This is a genomic window from Paraburkholderia fungorum (assembly GCF_003610895.1).
GTDB classification, from domain to species: Bacteria; Pseudomonadota; Gammaproteobacteria; order Burkholderiales; family Burkholderiaceae; genus Paraburkholderia; species Paraburkholderia fungorum_B.
Window position 1 is genome coordinate 322,203 of sequence record NZ_MCAS01000012.1, and the last position, 16,662, is coordinate 338,864.

General features: G+C 61.3%; 9 protein-coding genes. 6 read left to right on the forward strand and 3 right to left on the reverse strand.

Annotated features, from left to right (window positions below):
* The first annotated feature begins 42 nt into the window (after positions 1-42).
* On the forward strand, positions 43-4,884 hold the full coding sequence (locus tag BCY88_RS14190) for an NAD-glutamate dehydrogenase (RefSeq protein ID WP_120344849.1): 4,842 nt from the start codon (positions 43-45) through the stop codon (positions 4,882-4,884).
* Between the two features lie 177 nt (positions 4,885-5,061).
* Positions 5,062-5,967 carry a cation diffusion facilitator family transporter gene (locus BCY88_RS14195; RefSeq protein ID WP_120344850.1) on the forward strand — a complete coding sequence of 302 codons (906 nt, stop codon included), beginning with the start codon at positions 5,062-5,064 and terminating at the stop codon, positions 5,965-5,967.
* A gap of 42 nt (positions 5,968-6,009) precedes the next feature.
* Here the strand turns inward: BCY88_RS14195 and BCY88_RS14200 are convergent, their stop codons facing one another.
* On the reverse strand, positions 6,010-6,990 hold the full coding sequence (locus BCY88_RS14200) for an aldo/keto reductase (protein WP_120344851.1): 981 nt from the start codon (positions 6,988-6,990) through the stop codon (positions 6,010-6,012).
* Between the two features lie 250 nt (positions 6,991-7,240).
* Between BCY88_RS14200 and BCY88_RS14205 the strand changes: the two genes are divergently transcribed.
* Entirely contained in the window at positions 7,241-8,314 is a 1,074-nt protein-coding gene (locus BCY88_RS14205) for a purine-nucleoside phosphorylase (protein ID WP_120344852.1), read from the forward strand.
* Between the two features lie 1,229 nt (positions 8,315-9,543).
* On the opposite strand, the gene BCY88_RS14210 is transcribed toward BCY88_RS14205, so the two are convergent.
* The gene (locus BCY88_RS14210; protein ID WP_120344853.1) at positions 9,544-9,858 is read right to left on the reverse strand and encodes a DUF4148 domain-containing protein; all 315 of its coding nucleotides are present in this window, start codon (positions 9,856-9,858) and stop codon (positions 9,544-9,546) included.
* A gap of 236 nt (positions 9,859-10,094) precedes the next feature.
* Positions 10,095-11,099, reverse strand: a complete 1,005-nt coding sequence (locus tag BCY88_RS14215; RefSeq protein ID WP_120344854.1) for a LysR family transcriptional regulator — start codon at positions 11,097-11,099, stop codon at positions 10,095-10,097.
* A 174-nt stretch (positions 11,100-11,273) separates the two neighbouring features.
* Here BCY88_RS14215 and BCY88_RS14220 point away from each other — a divergent pair, with 174 nt between their 5' ends.
* From BCY88_RS14220 to BCY88_RS14230, 3 genes are all read left to right on the forward strand, one after another.
* A complete protein-coding gene (locus tag BCY88_RS14220) occupies positions 11,274-12,128 on the forward strand; it encodes an alpha/beta hydrolase (protein ID WP_120345022.1) in 855 nt (284 codons plus the stop codon).
* A 45-nt stretch (positions 12,129-12,173) separates the two neighbouring features.
* Positions 12,174-13,385 carry an efflux RND transporter periplasmic adaptor subunit gene (locus BCY88_RS14225; protein WP_120344855.1) on the forward strand — a complete coding sequence of 404 codons (1,212 nt, stop codon included), beginning with the start codon at positions 12,174-12,176 and terminating at the stop codon, positions 13,383-13,385.
* Positions 13,386-13,467: 82 nt separating this feature from the next.
* Positions 13,468-16,653 carry an efflux RND transporter permease subunit gene (locus BCY88_RS14230; RefSeq protein ID WP_120344856.1) on the forward strand — a complete coding sequence of 1,062 codons (3,186 nt, stop codon included), beginning with the start codon at positions 13,468-13,470 and terminating at the stop codon, positions 16,651-16,653.
* Positions 16,654-16,662: the final 9 nt, after the last annotated feature.

Sequence of the window (16,662 nt, forward strand, 5' to 3'; positions counted from 1 at the left end):
TCGAGCGATACTCGCTATTGCCGCCCGCCAGGGGAGTTGATCATGCAAGCAAAGAATGAAGAAGCCGTCACGCACCTGCTGAACGATGTCTTCGAATTTGCGCGTGGGCGCTTGCCGGAGCCGACCTTCAAAGTCGTCGAGCCATTCTTGCGGCACTACTACGATTTCGTCGACGCCGACGATCTGCAGAGCCGCGCGATCGCCGATCTCTACGGCGCAGCGCTCGCACACTGGCAAACCGCGCAGCGCTTCGTGCCGGGCAGCGAACGGCTGCGTGTCTACAACCCGATCCTCGAACAGCACGGCTGGCATTCCGATCACACGGTGATCGAGATCGTCAACGACGACATGCCGTTTCTGGTCGATTCGGTATCGATGGCGGTCAACCGCCTCGGGCTCGCGCTGCATTCGGTGGTGCATCCGGTGTTTCGCATCTGGCGCGGCGCGGATGGCAGCATCGTGCGAGTGAGTCAGGGTGCTGAAGATGCCACCGATACGCGCTCGCAGCTCGCCTCGTTCATTCACTTCGAAGTCGACCGTTGCGGCGACGCAGCGAAGCTCGACGCGTTGCGTGACGAAATCGCCCGGGTGCTGCGCGACGTGCGCGCCGCGGTGGAAGACTGGCCGAAAATCGTCGAACTCGCGCGCGTCACCGTCAAAGGCATGAAAGCCGGCGAAGCAGGACCCGAAGGTGTCGAGGCTCGCGCGTTTCTCGAATGGATGGTGGCCGATCATTTCACGTTCCTCGGCCAGCGCGACTATGAACTGGTGCAGCTTGACAGCGGCTTTGGCTTGCGCGCGATGCCAGGCTCCGGCCTCGGCATTCTGCGTGATGCATTGCGTCCCGCGGGCGCTGCCGAGATCACGCCCTTACCGCCGGCGGCCGCCGATATCATCTCCGGCTCCTCGCCCATTTTCCTGACCAAGGCCAACTCGCGCGCGACCGTGCATCGTCCGGGCTATCTGGATTACGTCGGCATCAAGCTGACGGGAGCGGACGGCAAGGTAATCGGGGAGCGGCGTTTTATCGGCCTGTATACCTCGACCGCCTACCTGGTTTCGGCCTCGGAAATTCCGATCGTGCGGCGCAAATGCGCGAATATCGTGCGGCGAGCGGGTTTCCTGCCCAAGGGCCACCTGGCCAAATCGCTGGTGACGGTGCTCGAAACTTACCCGCGCGACGAACTCTTTCAGGCCGACGAAGACCAGCTCTACGATATCGCGCTGGGTGTGCTGCGTTTGCAGGAGCATCAGCGCACGCGCCTGTTCGTGCGGCGCGACCGTTTCGACCGCTTCGTATCGTGTCTGGTGTTCGTGCCGCGCGACAAGTACAACACCGATCTGCGGCAGCGGATTGCCAACCTGCTCGTCGATGCATTCAATGGCGAAAGTGTCGAATTTACGCCGCTGTTATCGGAGTCGACCCTCGCGCGGATTCATTTCGTCGTGCATGCGAAGCCGGGCGGCATGCCCCATGTCGATACGCGCGAACTCGAAGCGCGGCTCGTGCAGGTCACGCGCCGCTGGCAGGACGATCTCGCCGATGCATTGCTCGACGCGTTCGGCGAAGAGCAGGGCAATCGTCTCCTGCAACACTATGCGGATTCGTTTCCCCCCGGTTATCGCGACGACTATCCAGCCCGTACGGCAGTACGGGATATCGAGCTGATCGAGCGTGTGCAGGGCAGCGAGCGGCTTGCCATGAACCTGTACCGCCCGATCGAAGCCGGGCCGCGCGCGTTTCGTTTCAAGGTTTATCGTGCGGGCTTGCCGATCGCGTTGTCGCGCAGCCTGCCGATGCTCGAACATCTCGGCGTGCGTGTCGACGAAGAGCGGCCTTATCTGATCGAATCGCTCGACGCCACGCCCGCGTGGATTCACGACTTCGGCCTCGAACTCGCCGACGATGCGGAGTTCGATATCGAACGCGTGAAGAATCTTTTCGAGGATGCGTTCGAACAGGTGTGGACCGGCGGAATCGAAAGCGACGATTTCAACCGTCTCGTGCTGCGTGCGCAGCTGAGTGCGCGCGAGGTGACGATTCTGCGTGCTTATGCCAAGTACTTGCGGCAGGTGGGTTCGACCTTCAGCGACGCGTATATCGAGCGCGCGGTGACCGGCAATCCGGAAATCGCTCGCATGCTGGTGGAGTTGTTCATTGCGCGCTTCGATCCAGCGCAGGGCGTGACCCGCGAGGCACGTGTCGACGGATTGTTGAAGCGGATCGACACTGCGCTCGATCAGGTGCCGAATCTCGACGAGGACCGGATACTGCGGCAATTCCTCGGCGTCATCAAGGCCACGCAGCGCACGAACTACTATCGCTTCGATGCTGAGGGCCACCCCAAACCGTATCTGTCGTTCAAGTTCGACCCCGCGCATGTCCCGGGTTTGCCTGAACCGAAACCGATGTTCGAAATCTGGGTGTATTCGCCGCGCGTGGAAGGCGTGCATCTGCGCGGCGGCCGTGTCGCCCGCGGCGGGCTGCGCTGGTCGGACCGGCGCGAAGACTTCCGCACGGAAGTCCTCGGGTTGATGAAGGCGCAGATGGTGAAGAACGTGGTGATCGTGCCGGTGGGCTCAAAAGGCGGTTTCGTCGTGAAGAATCCGCCGCCGCAGACGGAACGCGATGCGTGGATGCGTGAAGGTATCGCCTGCTATCAAACCTTCCTGCGCGGCCTGCTCGATTTGACCGACAACCTCGCGGGAACGGCGGTCGTGCCGCCGCCCGACGTGGTGCGGCATGACCCGGATGATCCCTATCTGGTGGTTGCCGCCGACAAGGGCACGGCGACCTTCTCCGACTACGCGAACGCGATCTCCCAGGAATACGGTTTCTGGCTCGACGACGCCTTCGCGTCGGGCGGCTCCGTCGGTTATGACCATAAGAAAATGGCGATCACGGCGCGCGGCGCGTGGGAGTCGGTCAAGCGGCACTTCCGCGAAATGGGCGTCGATACGCAGGCCACTGATTTCACCGTGGTCGGTGTCGGTGATATGTCGGGCGACGTGTTCGGCAACGGCATGCTGCTGTCGCCGCATATCAAGCTGGTGGCCGCGTTCGATCATCGGCATATCTTTCTCGATCCGAATCCCGATCCGGCGGTCAGCCTTGCCGAACGTGGGCGCCTGTTCGTTCTGGATCGCTCCAGCTGGGCCGACTACGATCCGTCGTTGATCTCGGCGGGCGGCGGGGTGTTTCCGCGCAGCGCCAAGACGATTCCGTTGTCGCCCGCGGTGCAGTCGGTGCTCGGCATCAGCGCGCCGGCGCTCGCGCCCGCTGAATTGATGCGCGCGATTTTGCAGGCGCCGGTCGATCTGCTCTACAACGGCGGCATCGGCACTTACGTGAAAGCGACTCGTGAAACGCATCTGCAGGTCGGCGACCGCGCCAACGATGCGATTCGCGTCAACGGCGCAGATCTGCACTGCAAGGTGGTCGCGGAGGGCGGCAATCTCGGTCTCACGCAACTTGGGCGGATTGAGTTCGCGCAGCGCGGCGGCCGCATCAATACCGATGCGATCGACAACTCCGCCGGGGTCGACTGTTCGGACCACGAAGTCAACATCAAGATTCTGCTGGGGCTGGTCGTCTCCGACGGCGAAATGACCGAAAAGCAGCGCAATGCACTGCTCGCGGAAATGACCGATGAAGTCGGCCTGCTCGTCCTGCAGGACAACTATTACCAGACCCAGGCGCTTTCGATTGCAGGCCGCTACGGTGTCGAACTGCTCGATGCCGAAGCACGCCTGATGCGATACCTCGAACGCGCGGGCCGCCTGAATCGTGTGATCGAGTTCTTGCCGAGCGACGAAGAGGTCGCCGAACGCCTGGCCGCGAAACAAGGGCTGACCACGCCCGAGCGCGCGGTGCTGCTCGCCTATAGCAAGATGTGGCTGTACGACGCGTTGCTCGACTCGTCGATGCCGGAAGACCCGCTTGTCAGCGACATGCTGATCGAGTACTTTCCGAAGCCGTTGCGGCAGCGCTTTAGCGAACCGATGCAACGCCACCCGTTGCGGCGCGAAATTCTCGCCACGCATCTGACCAATGCGCTCGTGAATCGCGTGGGCTGCGAGTTCGTGCATCGCCTGATGGAAGAGACCGATGCAAAGCCTGGCGACATTGTGCGGGCCTGCATCATGGCGCGCGACGTGTTCGATCTCGACGACGTGTGGCGCAGCATCGACGCGCTGGACAACCGTGTTGCCGATGACGTGCAGGCACGCATGTTCGTCGAAGTCGCGCGGCTCGTCGAGCGCTCGGCGCTGTGGTTCCTGCGGCAGTTGCAATCGGGAGGCGTCAGCGACGGCGATGTTGCCGGCTTGCTCGCGCGCTGCCGCGACGCGGCGCAACGGCTCGCGCCGCAATGGCCCGCGCTGCTGCCGGGCGCGGATCTCGAAGCGTTGTCCGAGCGGCAGCGCGTGCTCGCGGACGCCGGTGTCGATAGCGAACTGGCGGTGCGAATCGCCAGCGGTGAGATTTCGGCGGCGTTGCTCGATATTGCCGAGGTGTCGTCGACTTGCGGCCGCAGTCTCGAGCTCGTGGCGGGCGTCTACTTCGCGCTCGGTACGCTGCTGAACTACGGCTGGATCAGCGAACGCGCAAGCGCGCTGCCCGCGCCCACGCATTGGGACATGCTGGCGCGCGCCACCGCATTGGCGGAACTCGCACGCCTGAAGCGCGCGCTGACCACGAGCGCGCTCGCCGACGCCGACGAGGCCTCCACACCGGAGGGGCTGGTTCAGGCATGGCGCGAGAAACGCGCCGCGCAACTCGAGCGTTACGCGCGCCTGCTGGCCGATTTGCGGGCCACGGGCGGCGCGAGCCTGTCGATGCTGCTGGTGATCGTGCGGGAGATGGCCGCGCTCGAAAGGGCATAGCGCGACGAAGCGTGAGAGACGGGGCGATGCGCTGCATGCGTCACTAAACCCGGCGTGAAGCCACGTAGAGCCACGTAGAGCTGCGCCGGAGTTGGACGCATGTCACCTGGCGTGTCCATAATACGCACTCTTGCCAACTGAAAGCGCTCTGCAAACTCACGGACCACCGCCACGACGATGAAAGAAGAATCGCCGAAAGCCATTTTCTATGCGCTTGCCGCCAACCTCGGCATCGCCATTTGCAAGTTCGCTGCTGCCGCCTTCACCGGTTCCGGTTCGATGTTCGCCGAAGCCATTCACTCCACCGCCGATTGCGGTAACCAGTTGCTGCTGCTATTCGGCTTGCGCCAGGCGCGCAAGCCTGCGAGCCCATTGCATCCAATGGGCGGTGGCCGTGAGATCAATTTCTACTCGCTGCTGGTGGCGCTGCTGCTGTTCTTTGTGGGCGGCGCGTTCTCGGTGTACGAAGGCGTGCATCGCCTGTTTGTGCGGGAACCTCTGCAGTACGCGTATGTGGCGCTCCTCGTACTCGGTGTTTCGGTGGTGCTTGAGGCTCTTTCGTTGTGGGGCGCGCTCAAGGAAATCCGCAAGACACATCCTGACAAAAGCCTGTGGCGCTGGTTTCGCGAAACGCGTGAGTCCGAACTGCTGGTGGTGGCCGGCGAAGACATTGCCGCGTTAGCGGGTCTCGCGATGGCTTTCGTCGCCGTGCTGCTGACGATGGTGACCGGTAATCCGGTTTATGACGCGCTGGGCTCCATCGGCGTGGGTGTGTTGCTGATGGTGATTGCGTGGCTGGTGGCGCGCGAAGTGAAGTCGATGATCGTTGGCGAATCGGCGGGCCCGGAAGTGCGCCGCGCGATCGAGGCGCATCTGCGCGCCCGGTCCGAGATTCGCAGCATTATCAACATGATTACGCTGCAGTGGGGGCGCCACGTGGTGGTGGCCGTGCAGGCGGAAATGATCGACTATGCGAGCGGCCGCGCGATGGTCGATGCGATTAATGTGATCGAAGCGGACCTGCAAGCGGCGTTCCCGCAGGTGCGCTGGGTGTTTTTCGAACCGGACGTGCCGCGGGTTTGATGCGCTGTTGTGCTTGTGGAGCACGTCCGGTCCTTTGGCTGCTTATTGGAAACCGGTCACCGCATGCGGCACGTACAGTTCTTCCAGTTGACGGATTTCGTCCGCGCCCAGATTCAACGATAGTGCCGCGACCGCGTCGTCCAGGTGATGCAGCCTGGTTGCCCCTACGATGGGCGCGGTGATCGGCTTCTTCTGTAACACCCATGCGAGCGCCACCTGCGCCCTTGGCACTCCCCGTTCCCTGGCAATCTGGCTCACGCGCTCCACGATCTGGCGATCCGCGTCTTCGGTTTGGGCGTATAGCGTGCGACCGAAAGCGTCGGTCTCGGAGCGTGCGCTTTCGGTGTTCCAGTCGCGCGTCAGGCGTCCGCGCGCCAGCGGGCTCCATGGAATCACGCCGATGCCTTCGCTTTCGCACAGCGGCAGCATTTCGCGCTCTTCCTCGCGATATAGCAGGTTCACGTAGTTCTGCATGGTCACGAAACGCGTCCAGCCATTGCGTTCGGCGACATGTAACGCCTTGGCGAACTGCCACGCATACATCGACGACGCGCCGATATAGCGTGCCTTGCCTGCTTTCACGACGTCGTGCAGTGCCTCCATGGTTTCTTCGATCGGCGTACCGTCGTCCCAGCGATGGATCTGATACAGGTCCACGTAATCTGTACCGAGGCGCCGCAAGCTGTTGTCGATTTCGGCCATTATTGCCTTGCGCGACAGACCTGCGCCGTTCGGGCCGGCATGCATGCGACTATTCACCTTGGTGGCCAGCACGATCTCGTCGCGCTTCGCAAAGTCTTTCAGCGCGCGGCCGACGATTTCTTCGCTGGTGCCGTCCGAGTAGACGTTGGCGGTATCGAAGAAATTGATGCCGTGGTCGAGCGCCTGCTTGATAAAGGGACGCGCCGCTTCATCGTCTAGCGTCCACGCGTGGGTGCCGCGAGCGGGCACGCCGTAGCTCATGCAGCCGAGACAAAGACGCGATACATCGAGGCCGGTGCGGCCGAGTTTCACATAGTCCATCGTAGTGCTCCTGGGGTGAGGCGCGCGAAGGCGGTGCGTGCATGCGGGGCTTCCATTATAGGAAGGGCGCTGTTGACGCGCTCGGAGCGCGACCGGCCGGTGAGGCGCGCGGGCTACGCCGGAGTTCAGGCGCGGCGCATGAAATGCCCCAACACGTAGTGGAAAATAATTTCTTCGCATCTATACTTCTTTCGGCCTGAAGGCAGCACCTCTCCCAATTTGCATCAAAAGAAAAAAGGAAGGACCACCGATGCTGACTCGCACACTTGGCGCATTCTGCGCAATGACACTCGCGGCTTGCGCCGCTTTCACATCCGGCCCGGCCAGCGCCGACGACAGCGCCAGTTACTCGCAGGGCGACGGCGGCTCGCACGGGCGGCCGGTCAAGGTAATGATCATTTCGATGTTCGGACCGGAGGGCCAGGTATGGCTGGACCGGCTTGGGCCATGGCGCGAGATTGCGGTCGACGGCCTGTCACCCGATTATCCGACGGTACATTGCAATAAGCAGGACGTATGTGTCATGACGACCGGCATGGGGCACAGCAATGCTGCCGCGTCGATCATGGCGTTGACGTTCTCGCCGCGCTTCGATTTGCGGCATACGTACTTTATGGTGGCGGGGATTGCCGGGATCGATCCGCAACAGGGTACGGTCGGCTCTGCCGCGTGGGCGAAATACCTGGTGGATTTCGGAATTCAGTGGGAGATTGATGGGCGGGAGATTCCACCGGGTTGGAATACCGGGTACCTTGGGATCAACACGACGGGTCCCACGGCCAAGCCGCCGCTCGACTATCGGACGGAGGTGTTTCAGTTGAATACGCAGTTGGCCGATACGGCGTTTGCCTTGTCGCGCAGTGTGGTGCTGTCCGATAGTGCTCAGGCGCAGGCTGCGCGGGCCAAGTATTCTTATGCGCCGGCGAACCGGCCACCTACCGTTATTCAATGCGATACGTTGGCGGGAGACACGTGGTGGTCAGGGACGTTGCTTGGGCAGCGGGCACGGGATTGGACCAAGATTTTGACCGATGGCAATGGGGTTTATTGCACGACGCAGCAGGAGGATAACGCGACGTATGAGGCGCTTAAGCGCGCGGCCTCTGTGCATAAGGTGGATTTGAACCGCGTGGCGGTGCTGCGGGCTGGGTCGGATTTTGATCGGCCGTACGATGGGCAGACTAGTGCGGATAATCTGCTTAACTATGCTGCGCAAGGGGGCTTTACGATTGCTATTGAGAACCTGTATAGGTCTGGGAATCCGCTTGTGCAGGATATTGTTACTCATTGGGGGGAGTGGCGGGATGGGGTACCCAGGAGGTAGGGGTTTTTGCCTTTTGCGGTGGTATTGGTTGATTGCCTGCGGCGTTGGGTTTTCGTTGTTTTGTTAGTGGTCTGTTTTGGTTGTTTGCTTATGGCGTTGGCCTTTCCTTGAATTGATATTGGTCTATTAGTGTTGCCCCTGTGCGGGGCGGCACTTACTTTCTTTGCCGCCGCAAAGAAAGATAAGCAAAGAAAGCGGCTCACACCGCTAATTCTTAAGTGGGTCCCCCGCACAGCCACGGTAGTGGTGCATCTGGAATCCGTGTTCTCGCACACTCCGCATCAGTGACAAAGGACTCATCAGCTCCCACTCCGCACTGCGTGCGTCGCGGATGGGTCTGCATGGGAAACCGGTGGCTTCGTTTCGGGTAGCGGGGGCCGTCGGCTTCGCCTCGGCGAGGCGCTCCCGCACTTATTGGCGAGCCCCCACTTCGAATGGCATGTCGATGCATTGTATTTACGGCGGCCGCAGTTGTGCCTGCCGCGGCGATGCAACGACTAGCCAGGGAACTGGGCAAATCGTGGGAGCNCCGCAGTTGTGCCTGCCGCGGCGATGCAACGACTAGCCAGGGAACTGGGCAAATCGTGGGAGCGGACGCTTGAAATGTAGCTGCGTTGCATTCATGGCACGGCCGCAGTCGTATCAGCAGCTGCGATACAACGACGAGTCACGGATCTGGACAAACCGTGGGAGCAAACGCGTGGTGGGTGGTTTTATGAAGAACCGTTCGGCGCGCGCAGCGCCACCGGAAGTATGACGCCCTTGTCACTAACGCGGAGTGTGCGAGAACACAGATTCCAGATGCACCAATACCGCAACTGTGCGGGGGACCCGCTTATGAGCTGGCGGGGTGAGCCGCTTTCTTTGCTTATCTTTCTTTGCGGCGGCAAAGAAAGTAAGTGCCGCCCCGCACAGGGGCAACGCTAATAAACCAATAGCAAATCAAGGAAAGGCCAACACCGCCGCCGTACAGACAGAACAGACCACTAACACAGTGAGGAAAGGCCAACACCACAAGCAAACAACCAAAGCGCCGCGCAGGCAAAAAACCCTCAAAAAAAACCTTTACCGCTGCGGCGCCCGATAAGGCATCCAAACACCCACATCCATATCCCAATCATCGAGCTCAGACGGTGTCATGACACGCTCCTTTGTAAAGAGTGAAAAAAGAACCCGCCGCGATGAAAAAATTCTTTTGGAATCCATATCATCGCGGCAGCGAACCCACCTTACTGCCCATTAGCAACACGCGTCACATCGCCACTTCTACCTTCCTGCAATGCAATACGCGCAGCCTGCGTTTGACCAATCAAACCTTTATTCGGGTACGACGTACGATTCAGCGCGGGCAACGACCCATCACGATACGCCGCGACCAGTTCGGCCTGAACCTCAGCACGCGTCTTACCGCCCGTGCTCGGAACAGGTTGCGTTTCATATGTGCCCGCATGGCCAATGCCCCCGCCGCCAGCATTGCCTTGTGCAAACACCGGCGCGCTGGCAAGCAGCGAAACAACCAGACCTGCTAAGAGATTGCGCTTCATGATTCACTCCTGTCGATTTGTTTGCAGCACGAGCAGCGCTGCGACAGGGTGAAATGTAGACTTCGAGTCAGTGCGGATAAATCGCACTTTCGCGAAATGAATTATCGCGATTCCAGAACAATCGCGATGACGTGTGTGTCCGCCGGTTACTGCAGGACAACCGCGGCATTAGAGCCGCGGTTGGAATTCACTGTTCCAGATTCTGTACTTCGATTCTGTACCTCAGCTCGCGCGAATCAGGCAACCCACTCCGTTATCACCGGGGTATCGAGCGTCGGAGCAGATTCACGTTCTTCGAAAGTGCGCTTCGTGCACATCGCGTCGAGACTGCCGCGTCCGCTAAGCAATGGGCAGCGATCGAACAGCTCGGCAATCCAGTCTACGAAAACACGGACTTTAGGCGACAGATGCCGACTGTGCGGATAGACTGCGGAAATCGGCATCGGTAAAGGCTTCAGCTCCGGCAACACTTCAACCAGCTGGCCCGAACGCAGATGCGGCAGCACCATGAAGAGCGCCGGCTGAATCAGGCCGAAACCTTCCAGTCCGCAGGTTACGTAGGCATCGGCGTCATTCACCGACACAATGCCCTTCATTTTTACTTCGATTTCTTTGCCATCAACCATGAAGGCCCAATCGATCGTGCGCCCCGTGCGGCTCGAGAAATAATTGACTGCTTTGTGATTATCGAGGTCCTCGAGCGATGTCGGCATGCCCGCACGCTCAATGTAGTCGGGGGCCGCGCATGTCACGCCCTCGAACAAACCGATACGCCGCGCCACTAGCGACGAATCCTGTAACGCACCCACACGTACCACGCAATCCACGCCTTCCTGCAGCAGATCGACGGGCCGGTCCGTCAATCCGAGTTGCAGGTCGATGTCGGGATAGCGCGTGTGAAATTCACAGAGCGAAGGGATCACCAGCAAACGCCCGATCGATCCCGGCATGTCGATGCGCAACTTGCCGTGCGGCTTCTTGTTGCCGCTCTGGAAGCTGGCCTCGGTCTCTTCGACGTCCGCAAGGATGCGCACGCAGCGTTCGTAATACGCAGCGCCGTCCGGCGTCAGCGACAAACGCCGCGTGGTCCGGTGCATCAGGCGCGTTCCGAGGAACGCTTCGAGATTCTGAATGATGGTGGTAACCGATGCGCGCGGCAGGTCGAGCGTTTCCGCCGCACGGGTAAAGCTGTTGGTGTCGACGACGCGCGTGAACACTTGCATGGCCTGAAGCCGGTCCATTGCAAACCTCCAGAAAGGGGCGGGCGCACTGAGCAGGAATCGAATCCGCAGAGCAATCACATTCGATTGTTCAGGGACGCCGAATTGTGTTGCCGGATTATAGGCATTTATTTACGAGTCTGCCGAACCCACAATTCGCACCATTGAAGTTCTATGCGCATTGCGCGGCTCGACATGGATGCATTTAAACCGCCGTACTTTTTTGTGCCCGCCGGCAGCGGCCTGGCACAAGCAGACGGCACGGCACTTGAAGTGACTGACGTGCAGATCGAAGGGCACGCCCAGGACATTACGTTGCGTTTGTACCGGCAGTCACAAAAGACCGCACTGCCGGTATTGCTTTATTTCCACGGCGGCGGTTTCACCAAGGGCTCGATCGATCAGGCCGACTACGCCGCGCGTTATTTCGCAGAACACTTACCGGCACTGGTCGTCTCGGTCGGTTACTCGCTGGCGCCGCAGTTTCCGTTTCCGGCGGCGCCTGAAGACGCTCATCGCGCGGCGCTGTGGGTGCAGACCCGAGCCCGCGCGTTTGGCGGGAACAGCAAGAAGGTCGGCGTGGCGGGCCACGATGCAGGCGGACAGTTGGCCAACTGCCTCGCTTTCATCGCCCGCGATCGTGGCGATGTGCGCATCGTCGCGCAGGCGCTGTTCGGACCGATGCTGGATCCGAGCCTCACGCGCCTCGGCGACGAGAAGCGGCTCGGTTCGGACATCACCGCGAAGGAATGCGCCGCGTGTTATCGCGCGTATCTGCCGCAAGCGTCGCAGCGCATGCATCCGTATGCCGCGCCGCTCGAGTCGTCGCGTCTCGCGGGCCTGCCGGCCACGCTGATCGCGACGGCGCAAAACGATGTGCTGCATGTGGAGGCGGAGAAATACGCGAGCAGTCTGATCGACGCGGGTGTGCTGACCCAGGTGGTCCGCTATCCCAGCATCTCGCACGCCGCGTTGGCCGACCACCCGCCCGCATTGCAGGAGGCGGTGAGATTTTTTCAGTGGCGCTTCGATGCGCGCGCCCATCGCTGAAACAGAAACAAGTAGAACTTTAATCAACGATACCGGGAGCTTCTCATGACTATCCTTCCTCTTTCCCGTCGCCGTGTGGCGATTGCCGCGCTAGCCGTCGTCGTGGTGGCCGGGCTGGGTACGTTCGGTGCGATCCGCGTCGACGCGAGCTCGCCCGCCGCGCCGACCATCGTGCCGGAGGTCGACGTTGCCACTGTGGTGCAAAAGACCATCACCGACTGGCAAAGCTATTCGGGCCGCCTCGAAGCAGTCGAAAAAGTGGATGTGCGTTCGCAAGTGCCGGGCACGATCGTGTCCGTCAACTTCAAGGACGGTGCACTCGTGAAGAAGGGCGATACGCTGTTCGTGATCGATCCGCGTCCGTATGCAGCCGAGGTGGACCGCGCCGAGGCACAGCTCGCGGCAGCGCAGGCGCGCACGGGCTACACGCAAAGCGATTGGGAACGCGCGCAACGCCTGATTGCCGACAACGCGATCGCCAAGCGTGATTACGACGAGAAGCAGAACGCCGCGCGTGAAGCGAGCGCCAATCTGAAGGCCGCGCAGGCAGCCGTCGAAACCGCGCGTATCAATCTCGGCTACACGAAGATCGTCGCGCCGGTGGCAGGCCGTGTGTCGCGCGCGGAAATCACGGTAGGCAATGTGGTGGCGGCGGGCGCAAGCTCGGCGCCCCTCACCACGCTGGTGTCGGTTTCGCCGATCTACGCATCGTTCGACGTCGACGAACAAACCTACCTGCAATACCTGAGCCGCGCGAAAGACGGCCGCAAGGTGCCGGTGGACCTGGGTCTGGCGGATGAAAGCGGCTACTCGCGCAGCGGCACGATCGAATCCGTCGACAACCGGCTGGACACGTCGTCCGGCACGATCCGGGTGCGCGCGCGTTTCGATAACCAGGATGGCGCATTGATCCCGGGCCTGTATGCACGCGTGAAGGTCGGCGGCAGCGAGCCGCACCCGGCACTGCTGATCGACGACGCCGCAGTGGGCACCGATCAGGACAAGAAATTCGTGCTGGTGGTGGATCAGGGCAATCACGTGGTGTATCGCGAGATCTCGGTGGGCAGCATGCAAGGCAACCTGCGCGTGGTCAAGGGTGGCTTGCAGCCGACCGACCGGATCGTCGTGAACGGTATTCAGCGTGTGCGTCCGGGCGATGCAGTGCGCGCTCATATGGTGCCGATGACCGCCGATCAGGATCCGAACAGCGCACCGCTTGCGCAGACGAAAGCGAAAACCGCGGACAAGAATTCGTGAGCCTCGTGCGCCGCGGCTATCCAGTTGTCGTCACCCATTATCTGGTCATAGCGGGCGCATGCTCCAACGTTAAGAGCTTCCCATGAACATATCCAAATTCTTCATCGATCGACCGATCTTTGCCGGCGTGCTATCGGTATTGATCCTGCTGGGGGGCATCATTTCGCTCTTCAAGCTGCCGATTTCGGAGTACCCGGAAGTCGTGCCGCCTTCCGTGGTGGTGCACGCGCAGTATCCTGGCGCGAACCCGAAGGTGATCGCCGAGGCGGTCGCCGCACCGCTCGAAGAGCAGATCAACGGCGTCGAGAACATGCTGTACATGCAGTCGCAAGCGAATAGCGACGGCAATCTCACGCTGACGGTGACCTTCAAGCTCGGCACCAATCCGGACCTTGCGACGCAACTGGTGCAGAACCGCGTCAATCAGGCGTTGCCGCGCCTGCCGGAAGATGTGCAGCGCCTCGGCATCACGACCATCAAGAGTTCGCCCACGCTGACGATGGTGGTCCACCTGATCTCGCCGAACAACCGCTACGACATGACGTATCTGCGCAATTACGCGCTGCTCAACGTCAAGGACCGGTTGGCGCGGATTCAGGGCGTCGGCGAAGTGCAGTTGTGGGGTTCGGGCGACTACGCGATGCGTGTCTGGCTCGATCCGCAGAAGGTTGCACAGCGCGGTTTGACGGCGACCGAAGTGGTCAACGCGATCCGTGAGCAGAACATTCAGGTGGCAGCCGGTGTGATCGGCGCATCGCCTTCGGTGCCGGGTACGCAATTGCAGTTGTCGGTGAATGCGCGTGGCCGTTTGAAGACTGAGGGCGAATTCGGCGACATCATCGTCAAAACCGCGCCGGATGGCGGCGTGACGTACCTGCGCGATATCGCACGTGTCGAACTGGCGGCTTCGGAATATGGCCTGCGTTCGCTGCTGGATAACAAGCCGGCCGTTGCGCTCGCGATCAATCAGGCGCCGGGTGCGAACTCGCTGGCGATTTCCGATCAGGTTCGCTCGGCAATGAAGGAACTTGCGGAAGACATGCCGGCGGGCGTCGAATACAAGATCGTCTATGACCCGACGCAGTTCGTGCGCTCGAGTATCGAGGCCGTGATTCACACGCTGCTCGAAGCGATTGCGCTGGTGGTGATCGTGGTGATCGTGTTCCTGCAAACGTGGCGTGCATCGATCATTCCGCTGATTGCGGTGCCGGTGTCGATCGTCGGTACGTTCTCGCTGCTGCTTGCATTCGGTTTCTCGATCAACGCGTTGTCATTGTTCGGGATGGTGCTGGCCATCGGGATCGTGGTGGACGATGCGATCGTGGTGGTGGAGAACGTCGAACGGAACATCGAAAACGGGCTCAGTGCGCGCGATGCCACCTATAAGGCGATGCAGGAAGTGAGCGGGCCGATTATCGCCATCGCGCTGACGCTGGTCGCCGTGTTCGTGCCGCTCGCTTTCATGACCGGCCTGACGGGTCAGTTCTACAAGCAGTTCGCGATGACTATCGCGATCTCGACGGTGATCTCGGCGTTCAACTCGCTGACGTTGTCGCCGGCTTTGTCCGCGATGCTGTTGCGCGGCCATGGCGCCAAGGAAGACTTCCTGACACGCCTGATGAATCGCGTGCTGGGCCGGTTCTTCAAGGGCTTCAACAAGGTGTTCCATCGCGGCTCGACGGAGTATGGCCGCGGCGTGAAGGGCGTGTTGCGCCGTAAGGGCGCGATGCTCGCGGTCTACGCGATCCTGCTGGGCGCAACGGTGCTGATCTCGCGCGTCGTGCCGGGCGGTTTCGTGCCGGCGCAGGACAAGGAATACCTGATTGCATTCGCGCAATTGCCGAACGGTGCGTCGCTGGATCGTACGGAAAAGGTGATTCGCGATATGAGCGCGATCGCGTTGAAGCAGCCGGGCGTGGAAAGCGCAGTGGCGTTCCCTGGTCTGTCGGTGAACGGCTTCACCAATAGCTCGAGCGCGGGCATCGTGTTCGTCACGTTGAAGCCTTTCAAGGAACGTGGCAGCAAGAAGCTCTCGGCCGGTGCGATTGCCGGCGCGTTGAACCAGCAGTACGGCGCGATCAAGGATTCGTTCGTGGCGGTGTTCCCGCCGCCGCCGGTGCTGGGTCTCGGTACGCTCGGCGGCTTCAAGATGCAGCTGGAAGACCATGGCGCGGTGGGTTACGCGGAGCTGAACAAGGCAGCGGAGGCATTCGTGAAGCGGGCGGCGCAAACGCCTGAACTCGGACCGACCTTCTCCAGCTATCAGATCAACGTGCCGCAGTTGAACGTCGACCTGGACCGTGTGAAGGCCAAGCAACTCGGTGTGCCGGTCACGGACGTCTTCAACACGATGCAGATCTATCTGGGCTCGCTGTACGTGAACGACTTCAACCGCTTTGGCCGCGTGTATCAGGTGCGGGTGCAGGCCGATGCGCCGTTCCGTCAACGTGCCGACGACATTCTGCAGCTGAAGACGCGCAACGCTGCCGGCGACATGGTGCCGCTGTCCTCGCTGGTGACGGTCACGCCTACGTATGGTCCGGAAATGGTGGTGCGTTACAACGGCTATACGGCCGCCGATATCAACGGTGGTCCGGCTCCGGGCTTCTCGTCAGGCCAGGCGCAGGCCGCGGCCGAACGCGTGGCGGCGGAAACCTTGCCGCACGGTGTGAAGCTGGAATGGACCGACCTGACGTATCAGCAGATAATCGCCGGCAATGCGGGTCTGTGGGTGTTCCCGATCAGCGTGCTGCTCGTGTTCCTCGTGCTGGCCGCGTTGTATGAAAGCCTGACGCTGCCGCTCGCGGTGATCCTGATCGTGCCGATGAGCGTGCTGTCCGCGCTGACCGGTGTGTGGCTCACGGGTGGCGACAACAACATCTTCACGCAGATTGGCTTGATGGTGCTGGTGGGGCTGTCGGCGAAGAACGCGATCCTGATCGTCGAGTTTGCGCGGGAGCTGGAGCATGACGGGCGTACGCCGCTGGCGGCGGCGATCGAGGCGAGCCGCTTGCGTCTGCGTCCGATTCTGATGACGTCGATCGCTTTCATCATGGGTGTGGTGCCGCTGGTGCTGTCGAGCGGAGCGGGTTCGGAGATGCGTCACGCGATGGGTATCGCGGTGTTCTTTGGCATGCTCGGCGTGACGCTGTTCGGCCTGATGCTGACCCCTGTGTTCTATGTGGTGCTGCGTACGTTGGCGGGCGGGACGATTCACGTCGCGCAGAAAGACGCACCGCACCTTGGGGCGCCGGCAACGGAAGCCTGAGGAGAAAAT